Source organism: Streptomyces changanensis, from assembly GCF_024600715.1.
GTDB classification, from domain to species: Bacteria; Actinomycetota; Actinomycetes; order Streptomycetales; family Streptomycetaceae; genus Streptomyces; species Streptomyces changanensis.
The window spans coordinates 1374138-1394443 of sequence record NZ_CP102332.1; the positions used below are offsets into that span (position 1 = coordinate 1374138).

The 20306-nt window shown below is 76.0% G+C and carries 18 protein-coding genes; 11 read left to right on the plus strand and 7 right to left on the minus strand.

Going from position 1 to position 20306, the window contains the following annotated elements:
- Positions 1-12: 12 nt before the first annotated feature.
- Positions 13-1098, minus strand: coding sequence for an amidohydrolase family protein (locus tag NRO40_RS06075; RefSeq protein ID WP_058944231.1), 1086 nt, complete (start codon positions 1096-1098; stop codon positions 13-15).
- 68 nt (positions 1099-1166) lie between these two features.
- On the opposite strand from NRO40_RS06075, the gene NRO40_RS06080 reads away from it, so the two are divergent.
- A complete protein-coding gene (locus NRO40_RS06080; protein ID WP_058944215.1) occupies positions 1167-2294 on the plus strand; it encodes a pyridoxal-phosphate-dependent aminotransferase family protein in 1128 nt (375 codons plus the stop codon).
- Positions 2295-2319: 25 nt separating this feature from the next.
- Here the strand turns inward: NRO40_RS06080 and NRO40_RS06085 are convergent, their stop codons facing one another.
- Positions 2320-3828, minus strand: a complete 1509-nt coding sequence (locus tag NRO40_RS06085) for a LysR substrate-binding domain-containing protein (protein WP_198549431.1) — start codon at positions 3826-3828, stop codon at positions 2320-2322.
- Between the two features lie 551 nt (positions 3829-4379).
- Here NRO40_RS06085 and ectA point away from each other — a divergent pair.
- From ectA to thpD, 4 genes are all read left to right on the plus strand, one after another.
- Positions 4380-4907, plus strand: a complete 528-nt coding sequence (ectA, locus tag NRO40_RS06090; protein WP_058944214.1) for a diaminobutyrate acetyltransferase — start codon at positions 4380-4382, stop codon at positions 4905-4907.
- A gap of 142 nt (positions 4908-5049) precedes the next feature.
- On the plus strand, positions 5050-6297 hold the full coding sequence (gene ectB, locus NRO40_RS06095) for a diaminobutyrate--2-oxoglutarate transaminase (protein ID WP_058944230.1): 1248 nt from the start codon (positions 5050-5052) through the stop codon (positions 6295-6297).
- A 131-nt stretch (positions 6298-6428) separates the two neighbouring features.
- Positions 6429-6827 (plus strand): ectoine synthase, encoded by a 399-nt coding sequence (locus tag NRO40_RS06100; protein ID WP_058944213.1) that lies wholly within the window; start codon positions 6429-6431, stop codon positions 6825-6827.
- Positions 6828-6830: 3 nt separating this feature from the next.
- Positions 6831-7748: an ectoine hydroxylase gene (gene thpD, locus NRO40_RS06105; protein ID WP_058944212.1), complete on the plus strand. Its 918-nt coding sequence runs from the start codon at positions 6831-6833 to the stop codon at positions 7746-7748.
- A gap of 274 nt (positions 7749-8022) precedes the next feature.
- On the opposite strand, the gene NRO40_RS06110 is transcribed toward thpD, so the two are convergent.
- On the minus strand, positions 8023-9093 hold the full coding sequence (locus NRO40_RS06110; protein ID WP_058944211.1) for an alkene reductase: 1071 nt from the start codon (positions 9091-9093) through the stop codon (positions 8023-8025).
- Between the two features lie 129 nt (positions 9094-9222).
- Between NRO40_RS06110 and NRO40_RS06115 the strand changes: the two genes are divergently transcribed.
- Positions 9223-9867: a MarR family winged helix-turn-helix transcriptional regulator gene (locus NRO40_RS06115; RefSeq protein WP_079047359.1), complete on the plus strand. Its 645-nt coding sequence runs from the start codon at positions 9223-9225 to the stop codon at positions 9865-9867.
- A gap of 43 nt (positions 9868-9910) precedes the next feature.
- Here NRO40_RS06115 and NRO40_RS06120 read toward each other — a convergent pair whose 3' ends face one another.
- Both NRO40_RS06120 and NRO40_RS06125 read right to left on the minus strand, forming a co-directional pair.
- Entirely contained in the window at positions 9911-10990 is a 1080-nt protein-coding gene (locus tag NRO40_RS06120) for an aminotransferase class V-fold PLP-dependent enzyme (protein ID WP_058944229.1), read from the minus strand.
- A 69-nt stretch (positions 10991-11059) separates the two neighbouring features.
- Entirely contained in the window at positions 11060-11767 is a 708-nt protein-coding gene (locus tag NRO40_RS06125) for a DsbA family oxidoreductase (RefSeq protein ID WP_058944210.1), read from the minus strand.
- A gap of 275 nt (positions 11768-12042) precedes the next feature.
- Between NRO40_RS06125 and NRO40_RS06130 the strand changes: the two genes are divergently transcribed.
- Positions 12043-13800: a PP2C family protein-serine/threonine phosphatase gene (locus NRO40_RS06130; protein WP_058944209.1), complete on the plus strand. Its 1758-nt coding sequence runs from the start codon at positions 12043-12045 to the stop codon at positions 13798-13800.
- A gap of 85 nt (positions 13801-13885) precedes the next feature.
- On the opposite strand, the gene NRO40_RS06135 is transcribed toward NRO40_RS06130, so the two are convergent.
- Both NRO40_RS06135 and NRO40_RS06140 read right to left on the minus strand, forming a co-directional pair.
- Positions 13886-14278: a VOC family protein gene (locus NRO40_RS06135; RefSeq protein WP_058944208.1), complete on the minus strand. Its 393-nt coding sequence runs from the start codon at positions 14276-14278 to the stop codon at positions 13886-13888.
- Positions 14279-14539: 261 nt separating this feature from the next.
- Positions 14540-16099: an aldehyde dehydrogenase (NADP(+)) gene (locus NRO40_RS06140; protein WP_408056978.1), complete on the minus strand. Its 1560-nt coding sequence runs from the start codon at positions 16097-16099 to the stop codon at positions 14540-14542.
- A gap of 83 nt (positions 16100-16182) precedes the next feature.
- Between NRO40_RS06140 and NRO40_RS06145 the strand changes: the two genes are divergently transcribed.
- The 4 genes from NRO40_RS06145 (at position 16183) to NRO40_RS06160 (ending at position 20299) form a co-directional block, all read left to right on the plus strand.
- Complete coding sequence (locus NRO40_RS06145; protein WP_058943160.1) at positions 16183-16953, plus strand: IclR family transcriptional regulator; 771 nt, start codon at positions 16183-16185, stop codon at positions 16951-16953.
- A complete protein-coding gene (locus NRO40_RS06150) occupies positions 16953-17510 on the plus strand; it encodes a GNAT family N-acetyltransferase (protein WP_079047210.1) in 558 nt (185 codons plus the stop codon). Before NRO40_RS06145 ends, NRO40_RS06150 begins: the two co-directional genes overlap by 1 nt.
- Positions 17511-17819: 309 nt before the next feature.
- Positions 17820-18824 carry a hypothetical protein gene (locus tag NRO40_RS06155; RefSeq protein WP_058943161.1) on the plus strand — a complete coding sequence of 335 codons (1005 nt, stop codon included), beginning with the start codon at positions 17820-17822 and terminating at the stop codon, positions 18822-18824.
- Positions 18825-19018: 194 nt separating this feature from the next.
- Positions 19019-20299 carry a sensor histidine kinase gene (locus NRO40_RS06160; RefSeq protein WP_058943162.1) on the plus strand — a complete coding sequence of 427 codons (1281 nt, stop codon included), beginning with the start codon at positions 19019-19021 and terminating at the stop codon, positions 20297-20299.
- The last annotated feature ends 7 nt before the right edge of the window (positions 20300-20306 follow it).

Genomic DNA, 20306 nt, shown 5'->3' on the forward strand with positions numbered 1-20306 from the left:
CGCCGCCCGACGTCAACCCACGACGCGGCCGTCGAGGACGATCCGGCGGGGCGCCGCCAGCGTCCGGACGTCGGTGCGCGGGTCCGCGTCGTAGACGACGAGGTCCGCCGGGGCGCCCTCCTCCAGGCCGGGGCGCCCCAGCCAGGCGCGGGCGCCCCAGGTCGTCGCCGACAGCGCGTCGAGCGGCGGTATGCCGGCGGTGACCAGCTCGGCGACCTCGGCCGCCACCAGCCCGTGCGCCAGCGAGCCGCCCGCGTCGGTGCCGACGAACACGGGGATGCCGGCGTCGTACGCGGCGCGGACCGTGTCGTACCGGCGCGCGTGCAGCCTGCGCATGTGGTCCGCCCAGCGCGGGAACTTGCCCTCTCCCCCGGCGGCCAGCCGGGGGAACGTCGCGATGTTGACGAGCGTCGGCACGATCGCGACGCCGCGCTCGGCGAAGAGCGGGATCGTCTCCTCGGTCAGGCCCGTGGCGTGCTCCACGCAGTCGATGCCCGCCTCCACCAGGTCGCGCAGCGACTCCTCGGCGAAGCAGTGCGCGGTCACGCGGGCGCCCAGCCGGTGGGCCTCGGCGATCGCCGCCTCGACCTCGGCGCGCGGCCAGCAGGCGGTGAGGTCGCCGGCGTCGCGGTCGATCCAGTCGCCGACGAGCTTCACCCAGCCGTCGCCGCGGCGCGCCTCGCGGGCGACGTAGGCGACGAGGTCGGCGGGCTCGATCTCGTGCGCGTAGTTGCGGATGTAGCGCTTGGTGCGGGCGATGTGGCGGCCCGCGCGGATGATCTTCGGCAGGTCGCCGCGGTCGTCGATCCACCGGGTGTCGGCGGCCGAACCGGCGTCACGGATGAGGAGCGTGCCCGCGTCCCGGTCGGTGAGGGCCTGCCGCTCGCTGGTCGCCGCGTCGACGGGCCCGTGGGCGTCGAGACCGACGTGGCAGTGCGCGTCGACCAGACCGGGCAGCGCCCAGCCGGTCACCGTGCGGACGTCCCGCGCGCCGGCCGGCCGGTCGTAGGTCACCCGCCCGTCGACCACCCACAGTTCGTCGCGTACGTCCTCGGGGCCGGCCAGCACCCGCCCCGTCACATGCAGCACCAGGCTCATGCCCAGCACTCTACGAGGGCGCAAGTACCCTCGGCGAAGCAGTCCGTACGTGAAGGAAAGAGAGCCCCGTGACGCACCCCCTCCTCGATCTGGCCCCGTTGACCGCCGACCGTTTCGCGGCCATCGAGCGGCGCGTGGCCGCGCTGCTCGGCACCGGGCACGACGTGGTCGTCACGCAGGGCGAGGCGCTGCTGCCGCTGGAGGGGGGCATCCGCAGCGGCGCGCGACCCGGTTCGACCGCGCTCAACGTGATCACCGGTCCGTACGGGCAGACCTTCGGCGACTGGCTGCGCGACTGCGGCGCGACGGTGGTGGACCTGGAGGTGCCCTTCCACACGGCGGCCACCGCCGAGCAGGTCGCCGGGGCGCTGGAGCGGCACCCGGAGATCGACTTCGTGTCGCTGGTGCACGCGGAAGCCGCGACCGGCAACACCAACCCGGTCGCGGAGATCGGCGAGGTGGTCCGGGCGCACGGCGCGCTGTTCTACCTGGACGCGGTGGCCTCGATCGGCGCGGAGCCGGTGCTGCCGGACGCGTGGGGCGTCGACCTGTGCATCATCGGCGCGCAGAAGGCGATGGGCGGCCCGGCGGGTGTCTCCGCCGTCTCGGTCAGCCCGCGCGCGTGGGAGCGGTTCGCGGCGAACCCGGCCGCGCCGCGCCGCTCGTACCTCTCCCTCCTGGACTGGAAGGAGCGCTGGATCGACGGCGGCCGCAGGGCGCTGCTCCACGCGCCCGCGCAGCTGGAGATGCTGGCGCTGGAGGCGTGCCTGGACCGTATCGACGCGGAGGGACTGGACGCGCTCACCGCGCGGCACGCGTCGGCCGCGGCGGCCACCCGCGCGGGCGTGCTCGCGCTGGGGGGCGGCCTGGAGCCGTACGTGCACGAGGCGCGGGAGGCCGCCCCCGTCGCGACGACGCTGCGCACCCCGGCCGGGGTGGACGCCTCCCTGCTGGTGGCCGCCGCGCTGGAGGCGGCGCCCGCCTCCGGCCCCGGCGGTGCGGCCCCGGCGCTGCCCCTGGCGGCGGGCGGCGGGGCGCTGGCCGCGGAGATGGTCCGGGTGAACCACTACGGGCCCGCCGCCACCCCGGGCACCGTGCGGGCGTGCCTGACGGCCCTGGGCGCCGCCCTGGCCGCGACGGGCCGGGAGGTCGACACGGACGCGGCGCTGCGGGCGGCGGCGGAGGCGTGGCGGTAGGGACGGCTCGTCCGCCGGGGGCGTGTCAGGGCGGCGGGTCAGGGCAGGCCGCGTCAGGGCAGGACCGGCCTGGCGCGTCGGCCGGGACCGGGGCGTGTACCGGGAGCCCGCCCCGAGCCGGGACCGGGGCCTGAACCGGGACCGGGGCCTGAACCGGGGCCGGGATTTGCGCCGGGACCGGGGCCTGCGCCACGACCGGGCCCTGCGCCGGGACCGGCATGTCGGCCGGGGCCTGTGCCGAAGCCGGGACCGGGACCGGGACCTGCGCCGGGACCGGGGCTTGAGCCGCGGCCGGCATGTCGGCCGGGACGTGCGTCGAAGCCGGGACCGGGCCCTGCGTCGCGGCTCCGCCCGGCGCCGGGACCGGCATGCCGGTCGGAGCAGGTCCCTGTGGGGGCGGGGCGTGTGTCGCGCCCGGGGTTCCGGTCCGCGCGGTGGCGTCGCGCCGGTCACCGGACGCCCGGAGCGCGGGTGCGGGGGCCGCGACCGGGGTGCCGCACGGCGGCCGTGACACGCCGGCGGCCCCGGCGGCCGGGGCCGCGGACCGGGCCGGGGCAGCCCGTACCGTCGCCGGAAGGGGTGCCGGCCGGGGTGCCGTACGCGGAGCCGGCCGGGGCGGTGCCGCCAGGGGGGTCGGCACGGACACCGGCCGCGGCGCGGGCGGCGGGTCGGTGGTGCCGGTGAGCGCCTCCAGCAGGGCCTGTACCGCCGGAACGAGACCGCCCGCCCGTACGGCGAGCGAGACCGGGACCCGGGGCGCGCGCAGGGCGCGGAAGGCCAGCCGGCGGTCGCGAGGCAGGGGCCCCACCGGGTGGAAGACCGTCCAGGACGGTTCCGCGGCGCCCGCCAGGTCGTCGAGGGTGGCCCGCAGGGTGGTGAAGGGGGGGCCGGGCGTCCAGTGCGGGAGGGCACCCGTGACCAGGTCGTGGAAGGCCGGATTCACCGCGCGGGGCGCCAGTCGCAGCGGGAGGCGCGCCAGCTGCTCCGGATGGAGCTCGTCCGCCGCGGCGAGCGGGTGCCCCGCGGGCAGGGCGACGAGCAGCGGTTCGGTCCACACCGGGTACAGCACCATCCCGTCGACGCGGCGCACGGCCCGCACCAGCGCGGCGTCGAACGTCCCGGAGCGGACCGCGGCGAGGCGCGCGTCCTGCGGGGCGCGCTCCTGCCGCACCCGCAGCCGGGGGCGCCGTTCGGCGAGGACGCCGAGGGCCCGGTACACGCGGTCGGAGAAGGCGCGGCTGGTGCCGAGGCGCACCAGGCCGTCCGTCCCGCCGGCGATGCCGGCCGCCGTCTCCCGCACGCGTCCCGCCGCGGCGAGCGCGGCCCGTGCCTCGGGCAGCAGGCGTTCGCCCGCGGCGGTGAGCCGTACGTGCCCGGGGGCCGCCGGTTCGAAGAGCCGCAGCCCCAGGTCGCCCTCCAGCGCGCCGATCCGCCCGGCCACCGCCTCCGCGGTGGTGCGCAGCCGTTCGGCGGCGCGACCGAGGCCGTGCTCTTCGGCGACGGCCACGAAGTACTCCAGCTGACGCAGTTCCACCGCCGCGCCCACCCGCCCCTCACTGATCGCTGCCCTGCCGTCCGGTCCGGTCAACGACCGGGCGGGGACGGTCTCTTCCCCATGTGTACGGGCGGACGGCGTCGATGTGCGAACACGACGCGCGGGAGGGTCGCGGAACCGGACGCGGGGGCCCGGCGCCGGGCGGGACGCGTCCGGCGGCACCGGCGCCCCCCAACGCGCGCCCCTATTGCTGCGGACGAAGAATTCGGCACTTATTTCCGACGTACTTCGGCTGTTTTCACCGAGGTATTCGGGTGGGCAGCTCCCCACTTTCTGCTGCCCACATCCGATGATGCCAAACGCCAAGATTCGCGCACGCTCCTGTGAACGAATCATGGAGGCCCGACGGGCGTTTCGAGGTGTGATCGATTCCACATCCGCAGCATTATGACCCAATTTATCCCGGCAAATCGGCCACAACCACAGGCGCCGCCGGATCGTCCCGTGTACGCGCGATAACACAGATGCGCCAGCCACCCAACACCTTCCGGCCATGCAATCCGAAGAATTGCTGGGTAAGTTCCATCCGCATGACCGCCGCACCAACAGACCTCGTACCTGCCCGATCCGAATTCATCGACAGCCCACGAGTGGAGGACGGCGCCGCACTGTGGCGCATCGCCCGCGACTCCGAGGTGCTGGACCTGAACTCCTCGTACAGCTACCTGCTGTGGTGCCGGGACTTCGCGGCCACGTCCGTCGTCGCGCGCGGCGCGGACGGCGAACCGGTCGCCTTCGTGACCGGCTACGTCCGCCCCGACCGGCCCGGGACGCTCGTCGTCTGGCAGGTCGCCGTCGACCACGGCCACCGCGGCCGGGGCCTGGCGGGCACGCTGCTGGACGCCCTCGTGGCGCGGCTGGCCGACCGCGGGATCCACACCGTGGAGACGACCGTCACGCCCGACAACACGGCGTCCGACCGGCTCTTCACCTCGTTCGCCGAGCGCCGGGGCGCCTCGCTGGAGCGGGAGGTCCTCTTCGACGGGGAGCTGTTCCCGGAGGGCGGCCACGAGCCCGAGGTGCTCTACCGCATCCGGCCGGTCGCCGCGGCGGGCTGACCGCCGCCGCCCCCGCCCCCGCTCCCCCGCCCACGCCCCGCGACCCCCGCAGGAGGGACCAGCTGTGACCATCACCCCGTCCGCCCGACCGACCGCCACCCCGAGCCCCGCCCCGACCGCCTACGACGGCGGCGCGTCCCCGATGGCCGCGTTCGAGAACCTGGAGTCGGAGGTGCGCAGCTACTGCCGCGGCTGGCCGACCGTGTTCGACCACGCGCGGGGCGCCCGCCTCACCGACGAGGACGGCCGCTCGTACCTGGACTTCTTCGCCGGCGCGGGCTCCCTCAACTACGGCCACAACAACCCCGTGCTGAAACGAGCGCTGATCGACTACCTGGAGCGGGACGGCGTCACGCACGGGCTGGACATGGCGACCACCGCCAAGCGCGCCTTCCTGGAGACGTTCCACGACCTCGTCCTGCGCCCCCGGGACCTGCCGTACAAGGTGATGTTCCCCGGCCCGACCGGCACCAACGCCGTGGAGTCGGCGCTGAAGCTGGCCCGGAAGGTGAAGGGCCGCGAGTCCATCGTGTCGTTCACCAACGCCTTCCACGGCATGTCGCTCGGCTCGCTCGCCGTCACCGGCAACGCCTTCAAGCGGGCCGGCGCCGGCGTCCCGCTGGTCCACGGCACGCCGATGCCGTTCGACAACTACCTCGACGGCCGGGTCCCGGACTTCCTGTGGTTCGAGCGGCTGCTGCAGGACAGCGGCTCGGGGCTCAACCAGCCGGCCGCCGTCATCGTCGAGACCGTGCAGGGCGAGGGCGGCATCAACGTCGCGCGGCCCGAGTGGCTGCGCGCGCTGCGGGAGCTGTGCGACCGCCGCGACATGCTGCTGATCGTCGACGACATCCAGATGGGTTGCGGCCGCACCGGCGGGTTCTTCTCCTTCGAGGAGGCCGGCATCACCCCGGACATCGTCACCCTGTCGAAGTCCATCAGCGGCTACGGACTGCCCATGTCGCTCTGCCTGTTCCGGCCGGAGCTGGACGTGTGGGGACCCGGCGAGCACAACGGCACCTTCCGCGGCAACAACCCGGCCTTCGTCACCGCGACGGCGGCCCTCCGCGCGTACTGGGCCGACGGCGGCACGCAGCGGCAGACCCTCGCCCGGGGCGAGCAGGTGGAGCAGGCGCTGCTGACCATCTGCGACGAGAACTCCGCGGACGGCGCCCACTACCGGGGCCGCGGCCTGGTCTGGGGCCTGGAGTTCGCCGACAAGGAGCGCGCGACGCGGATCTGCCGGCGCGCCTTCGAGCTCGGCCTGCTGCTGGAGACGTCCGGCCCCGAGAGCGAGGTCGTGAAGCTGCTCCCGCCGCTGACGGTCACGCCCGAGGAACTGGACGAGGGGCTGACCACGCTGGCGCGTGCCGTCCGCGAGACCGCCTGACCCCGGAAGTCCGCAACCGCGGGACCGCACGGGAACCCCGGCGCCCCGAGCGCGCCGGGCCCCGGGAGCCGCGAAGGCCCCGGCCCCCGCGGTCCCGCCCCGTACGCCGTACGAAAGGAAGTAGCACCACCGTGATCGTCCGATCGTTGAAGGACATCGAGAACACCGAGCGCCACGTGCGGGCGGCCTCCGGCACCTGGGAGTCCAAGCGCATCGTGCTCGCCAAGGAGAAGGTCGGCTTCTCGCTCCACGAGACCGTGCTGTACGCCGGGACCGAGACGTCCATGTGGTACGCGAACCACATCGAGGCCGTGCTGTGCGTCGAGGGCGAGGCGGAGCTGACCGACGACGAGACGGGCGAGACCCACTGGATCGAGCCCGGCACGATGTACCTGCTCGACGGCCACGAGCGGCACACCCTGCGTCCGAAGACCGACTTCCGGTGCGTGTGCGTGTTCAACCCGCCGGTCACCGGGCGGGAGGACCACGACGAGAACGGTGTGTACCCGCTGCTCACGGAGGAGGGCTGAACCATGACCACGACCACCCCGAACCCCACCGCCGCCACCACCGTCCCGTCCGCCGCCGCGGGCGTACCGGACCTGTACCCGACCCGGGGCGCGACCGAGGTGGTCACCCCCCGGCAGGACCCGGTGGTCTGGGGGCCACTGACGCCCGAACTGGAGTCGTTCGAGCGTGACGGCTTCCTCGCGGTCGACCGGCTGCTCACCCCGGACGAGGTCGCCACGTACCGCGCCGAGCTCGACCGGCTCGTCACCGACCCGGCGGTCCGCGCCGACGAGCGCTCGATCATCGAGCCGAAGTCCCAGGACGTGCGGTCGGTCTTCGAGGTGCACCGGATCAGCGACGTGTTCGCGCGGCTGGTCAGCGACGAGCGGGTGGTGGGCCGGGCCCGCGAGATCCTCGGCTCGGACGTGTACGTCCACCAGTCGCGCGTCAACGTGAAGCCGGGCTTCGGCGCCTCGGGCTTCTACTGGCACTCGGACTTCGAGACCTGGCACGCGGAGGACGGGCTGCCGCGGATGCGGACGGTCTCCGTGTCGATCGCGCTGACCGAGAACCGCGACACCAACGGCGCCCTGATGATCATGCCGGGCTCGCACCGGACGTTCCTGGGCTGCGCGGGCGAGACGCCGAAGGACAACTACAAGAAGTCGCTGCAGATGCAGGACGCCGGCACCCCGTCGGACGAGGCGCTGACGCGGTTCGCGGACGCGCACGGCATCCGGCTGTTCACCGGCGAGGCCGGCTCGGCGACGTGGTTCGACTGCAACGCGATGCACGGCTCGGGCGACAACATCACGCCCTATCCGCGCAGCAACGTCTTCATCGTCTTCAACAGCGTCGAGAACACGGCCGTGGAACCCTTCGCGGCGCCCGTCCGCCGGCCGGAGTTCATCGGGGCGAGGGACTTCACGCCGGTCCGCTGACCCGCCGCGGCCGCCGGCCGCCGACGCCGGCCGCCGAGACGACGAACGGGTCGTCAGGGCCCGCCTCCCGCACGTGCCGGGGAGGCGGGCCCTGACGCGTGCGGGGGCGGGTCCGGCCGGGTACCGCGCCGGGACCCCGGGTACGGGGCAGGACCGGCCGGGTACGGGGCAGCCGGCCGCATACCGCGCTGGGACCGGTCGTCCACGGTCCCCGGGCAGCGGGTCCCCGCCGTGCGGGACGCCGGGTCCGGCCGTGCGGGCCCGGCGCGGCGGGTCAGAGCGTCGGGTAGTCGGTGTAGCCGCGGTGGTCGCCGCCGTACAGGGTGGCCCGGTCGGGCTCGTTGTACGGCCCGCCGGCGGCGAGCCGGGCGGGGAGGTCCGGGTTGGCCAGGAAGAGCGCGCCGAAGGACAGGAGGTCCGCGGTGCCGTCCTCGACCAGCGTGAGCACCCCGTGGTCGGTCGGGCCGTCGGTCGCCGGGTTGAGGACGAGGGTGCCGGAGTACTGCTTGCGTAGCTGCGTGGTGACGTCCCGCACCTCGGGCGACGCCTCCAGGACGTGCAGGTAGGCCAGGCCCAGCGGGTCGAGCTCGGCGACGAGTGCCGTGTACGCGGGCAGCGGGTCCGGCTCGTCGATGTCGTTGAAGGGGTTCCCGGGCGAGATCCGCAACGCGGTCCGCTCGGCTCCGACGGCGGCGGCGACGGCCTTGACCGCCTCGACGGCGAACCGGACGCGGTCGTCCACCGACCCGCCCCACTCGTCGGTGCGCCGGTTGGTTCCGGGCGCCAGGAACTGGTGGATCAGGTAGCCGTTGGCGCCGTGCAGCTCCACGCCGTCGAAGCCGGCCTCGACGGCGTTGCGGGCGGCGGCGGCGAAGCCCTCGATCACCTGCCGCACCTGTGCGCCGGTCAGCTCCCGGGGTTCGGGGTAGTCCTTGAGCCCCTCGGCCGTGTACAGCTGCCCGGCGGCGGCGACGGCGGAGGGGGCCACGGGGTGGAGGTCGCCGGGCAGGTCGGCGAGGACGGAGGGGTGGCCGATGCGGCCCGCGTGCATGAGCTGCGCGAAGATCCGGCCGCCCGCGGCGTGGACGGCGTCGGTGACCCGGCGCCAGGCGGCGACCTGCTCGGCGAAGTGCAGGCCGGGGGTGTCCGGGTACCCCTGCCCCTCCGGGGTGGGCTGGATCCCCTCGCTGATGATCAGCCCGGCGGAGGCGCGCTGCGCGTAGTACTCGGCCATCAGCTCCGTGGGGACGCGGCCGGGGGCGCGGCTGCGGGTCATGGGGGCCATCACGACGCGGTTGCGCAGGGGCGTGCCGGCGAGGTCGACGGGGTCGAAGGCAGTGGTCACGAAGGGCTCCAGAAGGCTCGGGTCGGTCGGCCGAGTAGAAGAACCGTCGTCCGCGCGACGGCATTCCTTGGTCAGCCAAATTCTTCCGGACGCGGCCTAGAGTGGAACCAGTCCACCCGAGGAGCCCCCATGCCCGCCCGTCCTCCGGCCGCCGCATCCCACCGGTCGGCACCGGCCGCCGCCCGCCGGGACGGCACGCCGTCGGCGGCGCGGGGCGGGCCGGTCAGCATGACGCTGTCCCGGGTGGCGCGGCTGCACCGGGTGGCGGCGGGCCGCTTCCTGCGGGCGGCGGGGCTCTACCCGGGCCAGGAGTTCGTGATGATGCACCTGTGGGACCACGGCCCGGTGCGCCAGTCGGAGCTCATCCGGGTGCTGGATTTGGACCCGTCGACGGTCACCAAGATGCTCCAGCGCCTGGAACAGGGCGGGCACGTGCGCCGCGCCCCCGACCCGGCGGACCGGCGGGCGGTGCTCGTGGCGGCGACGGACGCCGGCTGCGCGCTGCACGCGCAGGTCGCGGCGGCGTGGACGGAGCTGGAGGACCACAGCCTCGCCGCCCTGACCCCGGACGAACGGCGGGAACTGGCGCGTCTGCTCGGCAAGGTGGAGGGCGGCCTCTGCAAGCCGGCACCGCTCTGCCCGGACCCGCAAGGGCCCGGCTCCCCCGGGGCCGGCCCGCCCCCCGAGCCGACCGCGCAGCCGGCGGATGCGGGGGCGCCGGGCTCGCCGCCTGCGGACGCGGGGGCCGCGGGACCGGCGGCGGACGCAAGGTAGGCGCGTCCGGGCCCGGCGGGCCCTCCCCCGGAGGTGGCGGTCGTCAGCCGGCCGCCACGGCGTCGAGCCCTCCGACGGCGTCCAGCGCGTCCAGGGCCCGATCCACGTCCGCGGCCGTGTTGTACAGGTGGAACGACACCCGCAGGTTCCCGGCGCGGGCCGAGGTGACGACGCCCTCTCGGGCCAGCGCGGGCCGGAGGTGGCCGAGGCCCGGGACGGCGACGACCACCGACGCGGCGGGCACGGGGGCGTACCCGAGCGCCTCGGCGCCCTCCCGGAACCGGGCGGCGAGCGCGGTGGCGTGGCGGCCGATCTCCTCCACCCCGACCTCCAGCAGCACCTCCAGCGCCTGTTCGGCGCCGTGATAGGCGAGGTAGGACGGCGGCTCGTCGAAGCGCCGCGCGTCGGGGGCGAGGCGCTGGACGGGCCCGTAGCAGCTGCCGTACCGGTCCTCTCCCGCGAACCAGCCCGCGTGGATCGGGACCAGCGACTCCTGCGCCTCCTCGGTGACGGTGAGGAAGGACGCGCCGCGCGGGCACACGAGGTACTTGTAGGCGCCGGCGACGGTGTAGTCGTACGCCCCGGCGTCCAGCGGCAGCCAGCCCGCCGACTGCGAGGCGTCGAGGAGCGTACGGGCGCCGTGGGCGGCGGCGGCCGCGCGGATGGCGGGCATGTCGGCGACGCGGCCGTCGGCGGACTGCACCGAGGAGAAGGCGACGAGGTGCGTGTCCTCCCGCACGGCGCCGGCCAGCTCCTCCAGCGGCGCCGAGCGGGTCCGCAGGTCGCCGCGGACGACGAAGGGCGTCATGACGGAGCTGAAGTCGCCCTCGGCGTACAGCACTTCGGCCCCGGGCGGCAACGACGCCGCGACGAGCCCGACGTGCGCCGAGACGGAGGCGCCGAGCGCCACTCGCCCCGGGTCGACCCCGGCGAGCCGGGCGAACGCGGCCCGGGCGGCGGCCACGGTGTCGAAGCTGCCGACACCGTCGGGCCCACCCGCGGCGTTCTCCTCCGCCAGGCGCTTCACCGCCTCCACCGCGCGGCGGGGCAGCAGCCCGCAGGTGGAGGTGTTCAGGTACGTCTGCGCGGGCGCGAACTCGTCGCCCCCCAGGGGGGTTTCCATGACGCCACCCTGGAACACCCCCGCCCCCAAGTCAATGACCGATTCCAGCCGCCTTGCCCCAAGGGATGCTTATACCGCGCAGGTGCCGTCCGCGCCGCAGGCCGCCGCGTCCCCGGAGGCGGTGTCGACCGGCTGCGGGACCCGGCCCTCCCACGCCTGCTCCAGGGCCCGGGTGAACACCTCGGCGGGCTGGCCACCGGAGACGCCGTACCGCCGGTCGAGCACGAAGAACGGCACGCCCGTCGCGCCCAGCTCGGCCGCCTCCCGCTCGTCCGCGCGCACGTCGTCGGCGTAGGCCGCGGCGTCGGCGAGCACGGCCCGCGCCTCGTCCTCGTCGAGCCCCGCCTCGACGGCGAGCCGCACGAGCACCTCGGTCTCGTAGACGGACCGGTCCTCGGCGAAGTTGGCCCGGTAGGCCAGGTCGAGCAGCGCCTCCTGGCGGCCGCGCGCCTTGGCGAGGTGCAGCAGCCGGTGGACGTCGAAGGTGCCGCCGTGCTCCCGCCCCTCGACGCGGTACTCCAGCCCCTGGCCGCGGGCGACGGAGGCGACGTGCTCCTCCATCGCCCGCGCTTCCTCGCGGGTCCGGCCGTACTTGGCGGCGAGCATGTCGACGACCGGCGCGACGTCACCCCTGGCGCGCCCCGGATCGAGTTCGAAGGACCGGTACACCACCTCGACGTCGTCCCGGTGCGCGAACGCCGCGAGGCCCTCCTCGAACCGGGCCTTGCCGATGTAGCACCAGGGGCAGGCGATGTCGCTCCAGATCTCGACGCGCATGTGTGGTCGTCCCTCCAGGGTCGTCGGCGCGGGCACGCAAGCGGTACGGAGGCCCCCTCCGCACCCCCGCCCCAACGCCCCCGACCAGCCCCGCATTCCCCCTGGCCGCGACCGGGGCGCGAGCGGGGCGCGGCTCGGGGCGGGGCGGCGGTGTCGCGGGGCGGGGTGGCCGGGTGGGGACGTCGGGGGGTGGGGTGGGCGCGTCTGCCGGGGCGGTCGGGGGAAACGCGGTAGTGGTGGGGCTGTCCCCGTCCCCACCAGGGAAGGCCTCGGCCATGACTCTGCCCCGCACCTTCGACGTGGTGACCCTCAAGGCGTTCATCGAACGCGAGACGGCGGCCCTGCGGGCCGACGTGCGGCAGGCGACCGAGGAGGCCGGGGGCGTCGTCGGCGCGGACGAGGCGCGGGCGGACGCCCGGGCGGCCGAGGCCGCCCGCGCGGCGGACTCCGGCGGCGCGGCGGCGCAGTGCCCGTGCGGGCAGGGCAACGGCGCGCCGCACACCTGCTCCGGCGCGGACCCCTCGCACGACCCGGCGCGGTGCCTGTGCGCGACGCTCCCCGCGATCCCCGCGTCCGCCGCGCTGCTGGAGCCGGTGCGGGACGGGGCGGGCGCGATCACCGACTTCCTCATCCGGGCCGGCAACCACGTGCGCTCCGCCGACTGGCTGGTGCCGCCCGACCAGCAGGTGGGGCGCCCGTACTTCGAGGCCCGGCCGGGTGCCGTCACCAGTGGGCTGCTGCCGGCGCTGACCTCGGTGCTGGAGACCGGCCGGGCGCTGAACGGCCTGGTCGTGGACTACACCGAGGAGCGGTTCGGTCGTCTGCAGCGGGTGCAGCTCGTGCACCACGCGGCGGCCTGCGGCGACCGGCTGCTGATGACCTGGCGGCCGGTCCGCAGCCAGGCGGAGCTGCTGACGATCGACGCCCAGCACCTGGCGTCGATGGGGTGGGGCCGCTGGGACCTGCTGTCGGGGGCGGTGTCGTGGTCCGAGGGCATGCAGCGCGTCTTCCGCGCGGACCCGCTCCTGCCGTGGTCGCTGCTGGAGATGTGCGACGCGGTCCTGGACGAGGACATGGGCGCGTTCGGGGAGTTCCTCGCGTCGGTGCTGTCCGGTGAGGAGCCCGCGTGGACCCGCATCCGCTTCAACGTGGTCGGCGAGGTCCGCACCGTGGACCTGCTGGGTCGGCCGGTGGCCGGGACGGACGGGCGCCCGTGGGCGGTGCACATGGTGGCCCGCGACCTGACCCCGCAGATGCGCAGCCGGCGCCGCCTGGTGGCCAAGGAGAGCGAGGCGCGGGAGCTGCGGCAGCAGGCGGAGGCGGAGCGGCACGTGGCGTCGGTACTGCGGGACGCGGTGCTGCCGACGTACTCGGAGGGACTGGCCGAGGTGGGCGTGAGCGCGGCGGCCGCCTACCTGCCGGCGGAGCCCGACGCGGCCGTCGGCGGCGACTGGTACAAGTGCCGGCGGCAGCCGGACGGACGGGCGCTGATCGCGGTGGGCGACGCGCAGGGGCACGGCCTGGACGCGGTGGCGCGGATGGCGCAGCAGCGGTACGCCGTGGCGGGCCTCGCCCAGGTGGGTGCGAGCGCCGGCGACATCACCACCTGGCTGAACGAGCTGGTGTGCGTCGACCCCGCCGCCGCGACGGCGACCGTGGTGGTCGGGCACATCGGCCCCGACCGCGTCCTGCACTGGGCGAGCGCGGGCCACCCCGCTCCCCTGCTGCTGCGGGGCGGGAAGACGTACGCGCTGCCCACGGACCACCGCGGCCCGCTGCTCGGTGTGGTGCCGGACCACGCCTACGAGACGGCCGAGCTGGCGCTGGAGGACGGGGACCTGCTCCTCCTCTACACCGACGGGGTGGTGGAGCGGCGGGGCCGGGACCTCGTCGAGGGGGTGGACGCCCTGGCCGAGCGCCTCGCGTCGATCGGCGGCCTGTCGCCGCAGCGCGTGGTCGACCGGCTGGCGGAGGAGTACGGCCGCGCCGCGCACGAGGACGACGCCTGCCTGTTGGCGCTGCGGATCGACTGAGCGCCGGGTCGGGCCGGGTCGAGTCGGGTCGGACCGGATCGAGCCGGCTCCGGGCGGGGCGTCGGGGTCCCGGCCGGGGGTGTCGTCACGCGTCGGCGGGCTGGATGAGGTCCCACCGGTTGCCGTACAGGTCGCTGAAGACGGCGACCGTTCCGTACGGTTCGCGCCGGGGCGGCTCCAGGAAGGTGACGCCGGCGGCGGTCATCCTCGCGTGGTCGCGGTCGAAGTCGTCCGTGGTCAGGAACCAGCCGACCCGGCCGCCGGTCTGGTCGCCGACCCGGGCCCGCTGGTCCTCGGTGGTGGCCCGGGCGAGCAGCAGCGCCGTCTCGCGCGAGCCGGGCGGGGCGACGACGACCCAGCGGCTGCCGTCGCCGCGCGGGGTGTCCTCGCGCAGCTCGAAGCCGAGGGCGTCCCTGTAGTGGGCGATCGCTTCGTCGTAGTCGCGGACGACCACGGTCACCAGTCCGAGATGGGGCATGGGGCGATCATGCCCCCTCATGCCGCCGGGCGCCCCGCCGGGGTCAGGCACCCGGGCGCCCCGCCGGGGTCAGGGACGAGGGGCGGGACGGGATTACGGGACGGGGCAGAGGGCCAGGGTGTGGCCGGACGTCACCCGCCCCCGGTACGCCCGGCCGGCGCCGTGGACCCGCCCGCGCCGTGCCCGGCACGGAGCCGGGCACGCTGCCGCGCGCGGCGCCGCGCGCCCCCGACCGGGCGCGCGGCGCGGTCCGCCCCCGGGTCAGCGCTCCAGGCGGCCGTCGACCCGGCGCGGCAGGCCGAGGGGGTTGTCGTCGCGCAGCTCCGGGGGAAGGAGCGCGGGCGGGGTGGACTGGTAGGCGACCGGGCGGAGCCAGCGTTCGACGGCGGTGCCGCCGACGGACGTGGACGTCGAGGTGGTGGCCGGGTAGGGCCCGCCGTGCTGCTGGGCGTGGGCGACGGCGACCCCCGTGGGCCAGCCGTTGACGACGACCCGGCCGGCGAGCGGGGTGAGCTCGGTGAGCAGCGCGGTGCCGTCCCCGCCGTCCTCCGCCTCGCCGGTCGACACGTGGAGGGTGGCGGTGAGGTTGCCGGGGAGGCGGGAGAGGACGCGGGTGGCCTCGTCACGCGTCGCGTACCGGGCGACCACCGTGACGGGGCCGAAGCACTCCTCCAGGAGGAGGTCGTGGGGGCCTTCGTCGGCCAGGCGCGCGGCGGGCACGGTGAGGAAGCCGGCCGCCACCGTGCGGTCGCCGCCCGCGCCGGGGCTCACCGGGGCCTGCACGTCCGGCAGCGCGGCGCGCTCGGTGACGCCGTCGACGAAGTTGTCGCGCATGCGCCCGTCGAGCAGGACGCCCTCCCCGACCGACGCCACGGCCTCCCCCAGCGCCTTGACGAGCCGGTCGCCCGCCTCCCCCTCGGGGGTGAGGACCAGGCCGGGCTTGACGCAGAACTGGCCGACGCCGAGCGTCATGGAGCCCGCCAGGCCGGTGCCGATCTCCTCGGCCCGCTCGGCCGCGGCCGCCTCGGTGACCACGACCGGGTTGAGGGAGCCCAGCTCGCCGTGGAAGGGGATCGGGACCGGCCGCGCGGCCGCCGCGTCGAACAGGGCGCGCCCGCCGCGCACGGAACCGGTGAAGCCCGCCGCCGCGACCAGCGGGTGGCGGACCAGCTCGACGCCGGCGTCGAAGCCGTGCACGAGGCCGACGACCGCCTCGGGCAGGTCGTGCTCCGCGGCGGCCTCGCGCAGCACGGCCGCGACCAGCTCGGAGGTGGCCGGGTGGTCCGGGTGGGCCTTGACGACGACGGGACAGCCCGCGGCGAGGGCGCTGGCGGTGTCGCCGCCGGGCACGGAGAAGGCGAAGGGGAAGTTGGAGGCGGCGTAGACGGCGACGACGCCCAGCGGCACCTTGAAGCGGCGCAGGTCGGGGACGGGGGGCGTCGCCGTGTCGTCCGGGTGGTCGATGATCACGTCGAGGAACGCGCCCTCGTCCACGATGTCGGCGAAGGCGCGCAGCTGGTAGCAGCTGCGCGCCAGTTCGCCGGTGAGGCGGGGCGCGCCGAGGGCGGTCTCGGCGTCGGCCGCGGCGACGAGCCGGTCCTTCGCGGCGTCGAGCCGCTCGGCGGCGGTCCGCAGGAACGCGGCGCGCACGGTCCGGTCGGCCAGGGCCGCCCGGGCGTCGTGGGCGGCCCGTACGGCGCGGTCGACGTCCGCGGCCGTGGCCTCCGACGCGACCGCCTCCCGCTGCTTCCCGGTTCGGGGGTCGACACTCCAGACTTGGGTTCCAGACACCGCGGACGTCCTCTCCGGCTGTGCGCTCATCGCGTGTTCGGTATTCTGAACGGCGTTCCTGATGATGAATATGCTGGGACTCTATTAACGGGCGTCTGAAGGGGTCAAGGGCGATGTCTGCTACCGAAGCCGGCGGGGCGCAGGTCAAATCCGCCGTCCGCACCGTGGAGTTGCTGGAGTACTTCGCGGGGAGCCCCGGCATGCACTCGCTGGCCGCGGTCCAGGAAGCGGTCGGCTACCCGAAGTCGAGCCTGTACATGCTCCTGCGCACGCTGGTCGAGCTGGGCTGGGTGGAGACGGACGCGACGGGCACCCGGTACGGCATCGGCGTGCGCGCCCTGCTCGTCGGCACGTCCTACATCGACGGCGACGAGGTCGTCACGGCCGCCCGCCCGACCCTGGACCGGCTCTCCGACGACACCACCGAGACCATCCACCTCGCCCGCCTCGACGGCACCAACGTCGTCTACCTGGCGACCCGCCAGTCCCAGCACTACCTGCGCCCCTTCACCCGCGTCGGCCGGCGCCTGCCCGCCCACTCCACCTCCCTCGGCAAGGCGCTGCTCGCCACGTACACCGACGAGCAGGTGCGCAAGCTGCTGCCGGAGACCCTGCCCGCCCTCACCGAGCACACGATCACCGACCGGGAGCGGCTCATCGAGGAACTGCGCGCCGTCCGCGAGCAGGGGTACGCCGTCGACCGCGAGGAGAACACCCTCGGGCTGCGCTGCTTCGGCATCGCCATCCCGTACCGGACCCCCGCCCGCGACGCGATCAGCTGCTCGGTGCCGGTCGCGCGGCTCACCCCCGCCCACGAGCAGATGATCAAGGACGCGCTCTTCGACGCACGCGACCGGCTCACGCTCGCCACCCGGAGGCTCTGATGACCGGTGACCCGACGACCGGGGAGCGGGTGACCGGGGAGCCGACGACCGGGGAGCCGGTGGGAGGGGAGCCGGTGACCGGGTCCGTCGCCGTGTCGCTGCGGCCGGTCCTCACCGGGGACCTCGACGTGTTCTTCGCCATGATGCGGGACCCGGAGGCGCGCCGTGCGGCGGCCTTCACCGTCGCCGACCCCGACGACCGGGCCGCGTTCGACGCGCACTGGGCCCGCGTCCTGATGTCCGGGAACGTCCACCGCACCGTGCTGGCGGACGGCGCGCCCGTGGGCCACGTCGCCGTGTACGGGGAGCCCGGTGACCGGCAGGTGACGTACTGGATCGACCGCGCGCACTGGGGCCGCGGCGTGGCCACCGCGGCCCTGCGCGCGCTGCTGGACCTCGTCCCGGAGCGACCGCTCCACGCGCGCGCCGCCGCCGACAACGCGGCGTCCCTCCGGGTCCTGCGCAGGTGCGGGTTCACGGTCATCGGACACGACCGGGACTGGGCGCACGGGCGGGGCGAGGAGACCGACGAGGTGGTGCTCGCCCTGCCCGCGTGAGCCCGTGTCGGCCGGGGGCGGCGGGCCCGTACGACCGGGGCGCGGCGGGTTCGTACGCCCGGCGCGGGAGGCCGTACGGTACGGCGCGGGACGCGCACGGTACGTGACGCCCTGGCCCCGGGAGACGTACGGGGCCATCGGAGGCGGCGGGGGCGTGCGACCGCAGGCGGACGAAGCGTGCGGCCACCGGCCGCGGGGGCGTGCGCCCGCGGATGTGCGACCCGCGGCCGGCGCGCCTCCGCCGCGCGGCGGAGGCGGATCGTCGGCGGGCAGGAGGTGCCGGGGGCGGCCGGACGGGAGCGTGGAGGCATGACGACGACCCCGTTCACCGCCGGACCGGCGCCCACCCGCCCGGAGCCCCGGTCCGGCACCCGACCCGACCCGGTCACCCGCGCCGTCCGCGCCGTCGCGATCGGCGCCTGCCTGCCCTACCTGGCCCTCAAGATCGCCTGGCTGTCCGGGAGCCGCGTCGGCATCCCCGACGGCAGCCTGCTGCTGGAGCGGCCCGGACTGGCGGCCGCTGCCAACGCCGCCACCCTGCTGATGGACACCGCCGTCATCGTGCTGGCCCTGCTGCTCACCCAGCGCTGGGGCACGCGGGTGCCCGCCTGGCTCCTGGTGCCGCCGCTGTGGGCGGCCACGGGGCTGCTCCTGCCCATCGTGGTCGGCTATCCCGTGCAGACGCTGGCGGCGGCCGCCGGTGGGCCCGCGCTCGGGGAGGGCGCCTCGGGGGAGTTCCTGGACGGGTGGGTCTTCACCGTCGTGTACAGCGGCTTCATCGTGCAGGCCCTCGCGCTGGCGGCGCTGGCCTTCCGGTACGCGCGGGGCCGGTGGGGCCACGTGTGGCGCGGCACGGTGGGGGACCTCTCCCCCGCCGTGACCGGCCGCGCGCCGCGCGCCGCCGCCGTCGTCGCCTCCCTGCTCCTGCTGCCCGCCGCCGCGCTCCACCTGGCCTGGGCCCGCGGCGTCGGCGCCGGCCTGGCCGCGGACCTGCACGCCGCGCCCCCGCCGGGCTTCCACGCCCTGGAGGCGCTGCGCGGCCTCTACGCGCTCGCCGCTGCGACGGGCGTCGTGACGCTGGTGTTCCGGCGCGGACCCCGCCTGCCGGTACGGCTGCCGCTGGCGGTCGGCTGGGCGGGTTCGGCGGCGGTCGGCTGCTGGGGCGGCTGGCTGTTCCTCGCCTCCCTCGTACCGGGAGCCGATCCGGCGGACGAGCCCCCGCTGCTCCAGGTCCTCACCTACGCTGACGAGATGATCACGGGGACGGTACTGGCCGGCTGCCTGGCGGTGTTCCTGCGCAGGCGGGCCGGGTGAGCGACGGCGGCGGCCCGCCGGATGCCGTCACCGGCACCGGCGGCACGAGCGGCGGGGCCGGCGGGGGTGCCGGCGGCACGGGTGACGGGGACCCGCCGGAAGGTCGTGGCGGCGCACGCCGCGCGGGCGCCGGGGCGAGAGTGCGGCAAGCGGACGCTGCCGTACGGGTACGCCGCGCCGGCGCCGGGGCCCGGGTGGGGCGGGCGGGCGCCGCGCTGTGGGGGCGGCGGGCACGGCGGCGCTGGGTCCACCTGGTGCTGGGCGGCGCGCTGTTGATGCCGTACTGGCTGCTCGCCTCCGTCGTGCTGTCGCCGTTCACGGAGACGGGCGGCCCCTTCGGCGGCTCGGTCGCGGCGCAGTTCGCGGCGTACGCGCTGGCGCTGCCGCCGGCCGCCGTCACGGCGTTCTTCCCGCTCGCCCGCCCGCTGTCCGTGGCGGCGGCCCGCGCGCTGTGCGGGGTGCCGGCGGAGCGGTACGCCGACGGGCCGGCCGCCTCCCGCACGGCGCGGGCGCGCACCGCCTGCTGGTTCACGCTGCACGTCGCGCTCGGCGGGCTGGTCGCCGGGGCGTCGCTGGCGCTCCCGCCGTTCGCGCTGGTCACGATGGCGCTGCCGTTCTCGGCGGAGCTGCGTGCCTCGGCGGCGGCCGCGTTCTGGGGCCTCGACGACCCGTGGTGGGTGGTCCTCGGGGTGCCGGCGGGACTGCTGATGCTGGTGGGTCTGGCCGTGGCCTCCGCGGGCGCCGGGGCGCTGCTGGCGCGGCAGGCCCCGGTCCTGCTCGGTCCGACGCCCGCCGACCGGCTGGCGGCGGCCGAGCGGCGCGCCGCCGAACTGGCCGTGCGCAACCGGCTCGCCCGCGAGCTGCACGACTCGGTGGGCCACGCGCTGAGCGCGGTCACCCTCCAGGCGGGGGCCGCCCGACGGGTCGTCGACGCGCCGGAACCCGACCTCGTGTTCGTCCGGGAGGCGCTGACGGCCATCGAGGAGACCACCCGGCGCACCGTCGCCGAACTCGACGCGGTGCTCGGGCTGCTGCGCCGGGACGACCCCGACGCGGACGCGGCCGCCGACGGGGCCGCCGCGGGACCCGGGCTGGAGGCGCTGGACGCGCTGCTCGCCCACAGCGGGCTGCGCGTGGTCCGCGACCCGGCCGCCGGACCGGCGGGGCCGCTCCCTGAGCGGGTCTCCCGGGAGGCGTACCGGATCGTGCAGGAAGGGCTCAGCAACGCGCTGCGCCACGGAGGGGCCGCACCGGTCGCGCTGCGGCTGCGCGCGGCCGACGGGGAACTGGAGGTCACCATGGAGAACCCGCTGACCGGCCGCGCGCCGGTCGTCCGGCCGGGCGGCGGCCGCGGACTGCGCGGCGTCGCCGAACGGGCCGCGCTGCTCGGGGGAAGCGCGGTTAGCGGCCCGGCGCGGGACGGGACGGTGTGGCGGCTGAGCGTGCGGCTGCCGCTGGCGGGGGGCCGGCGGTGACCCGGAT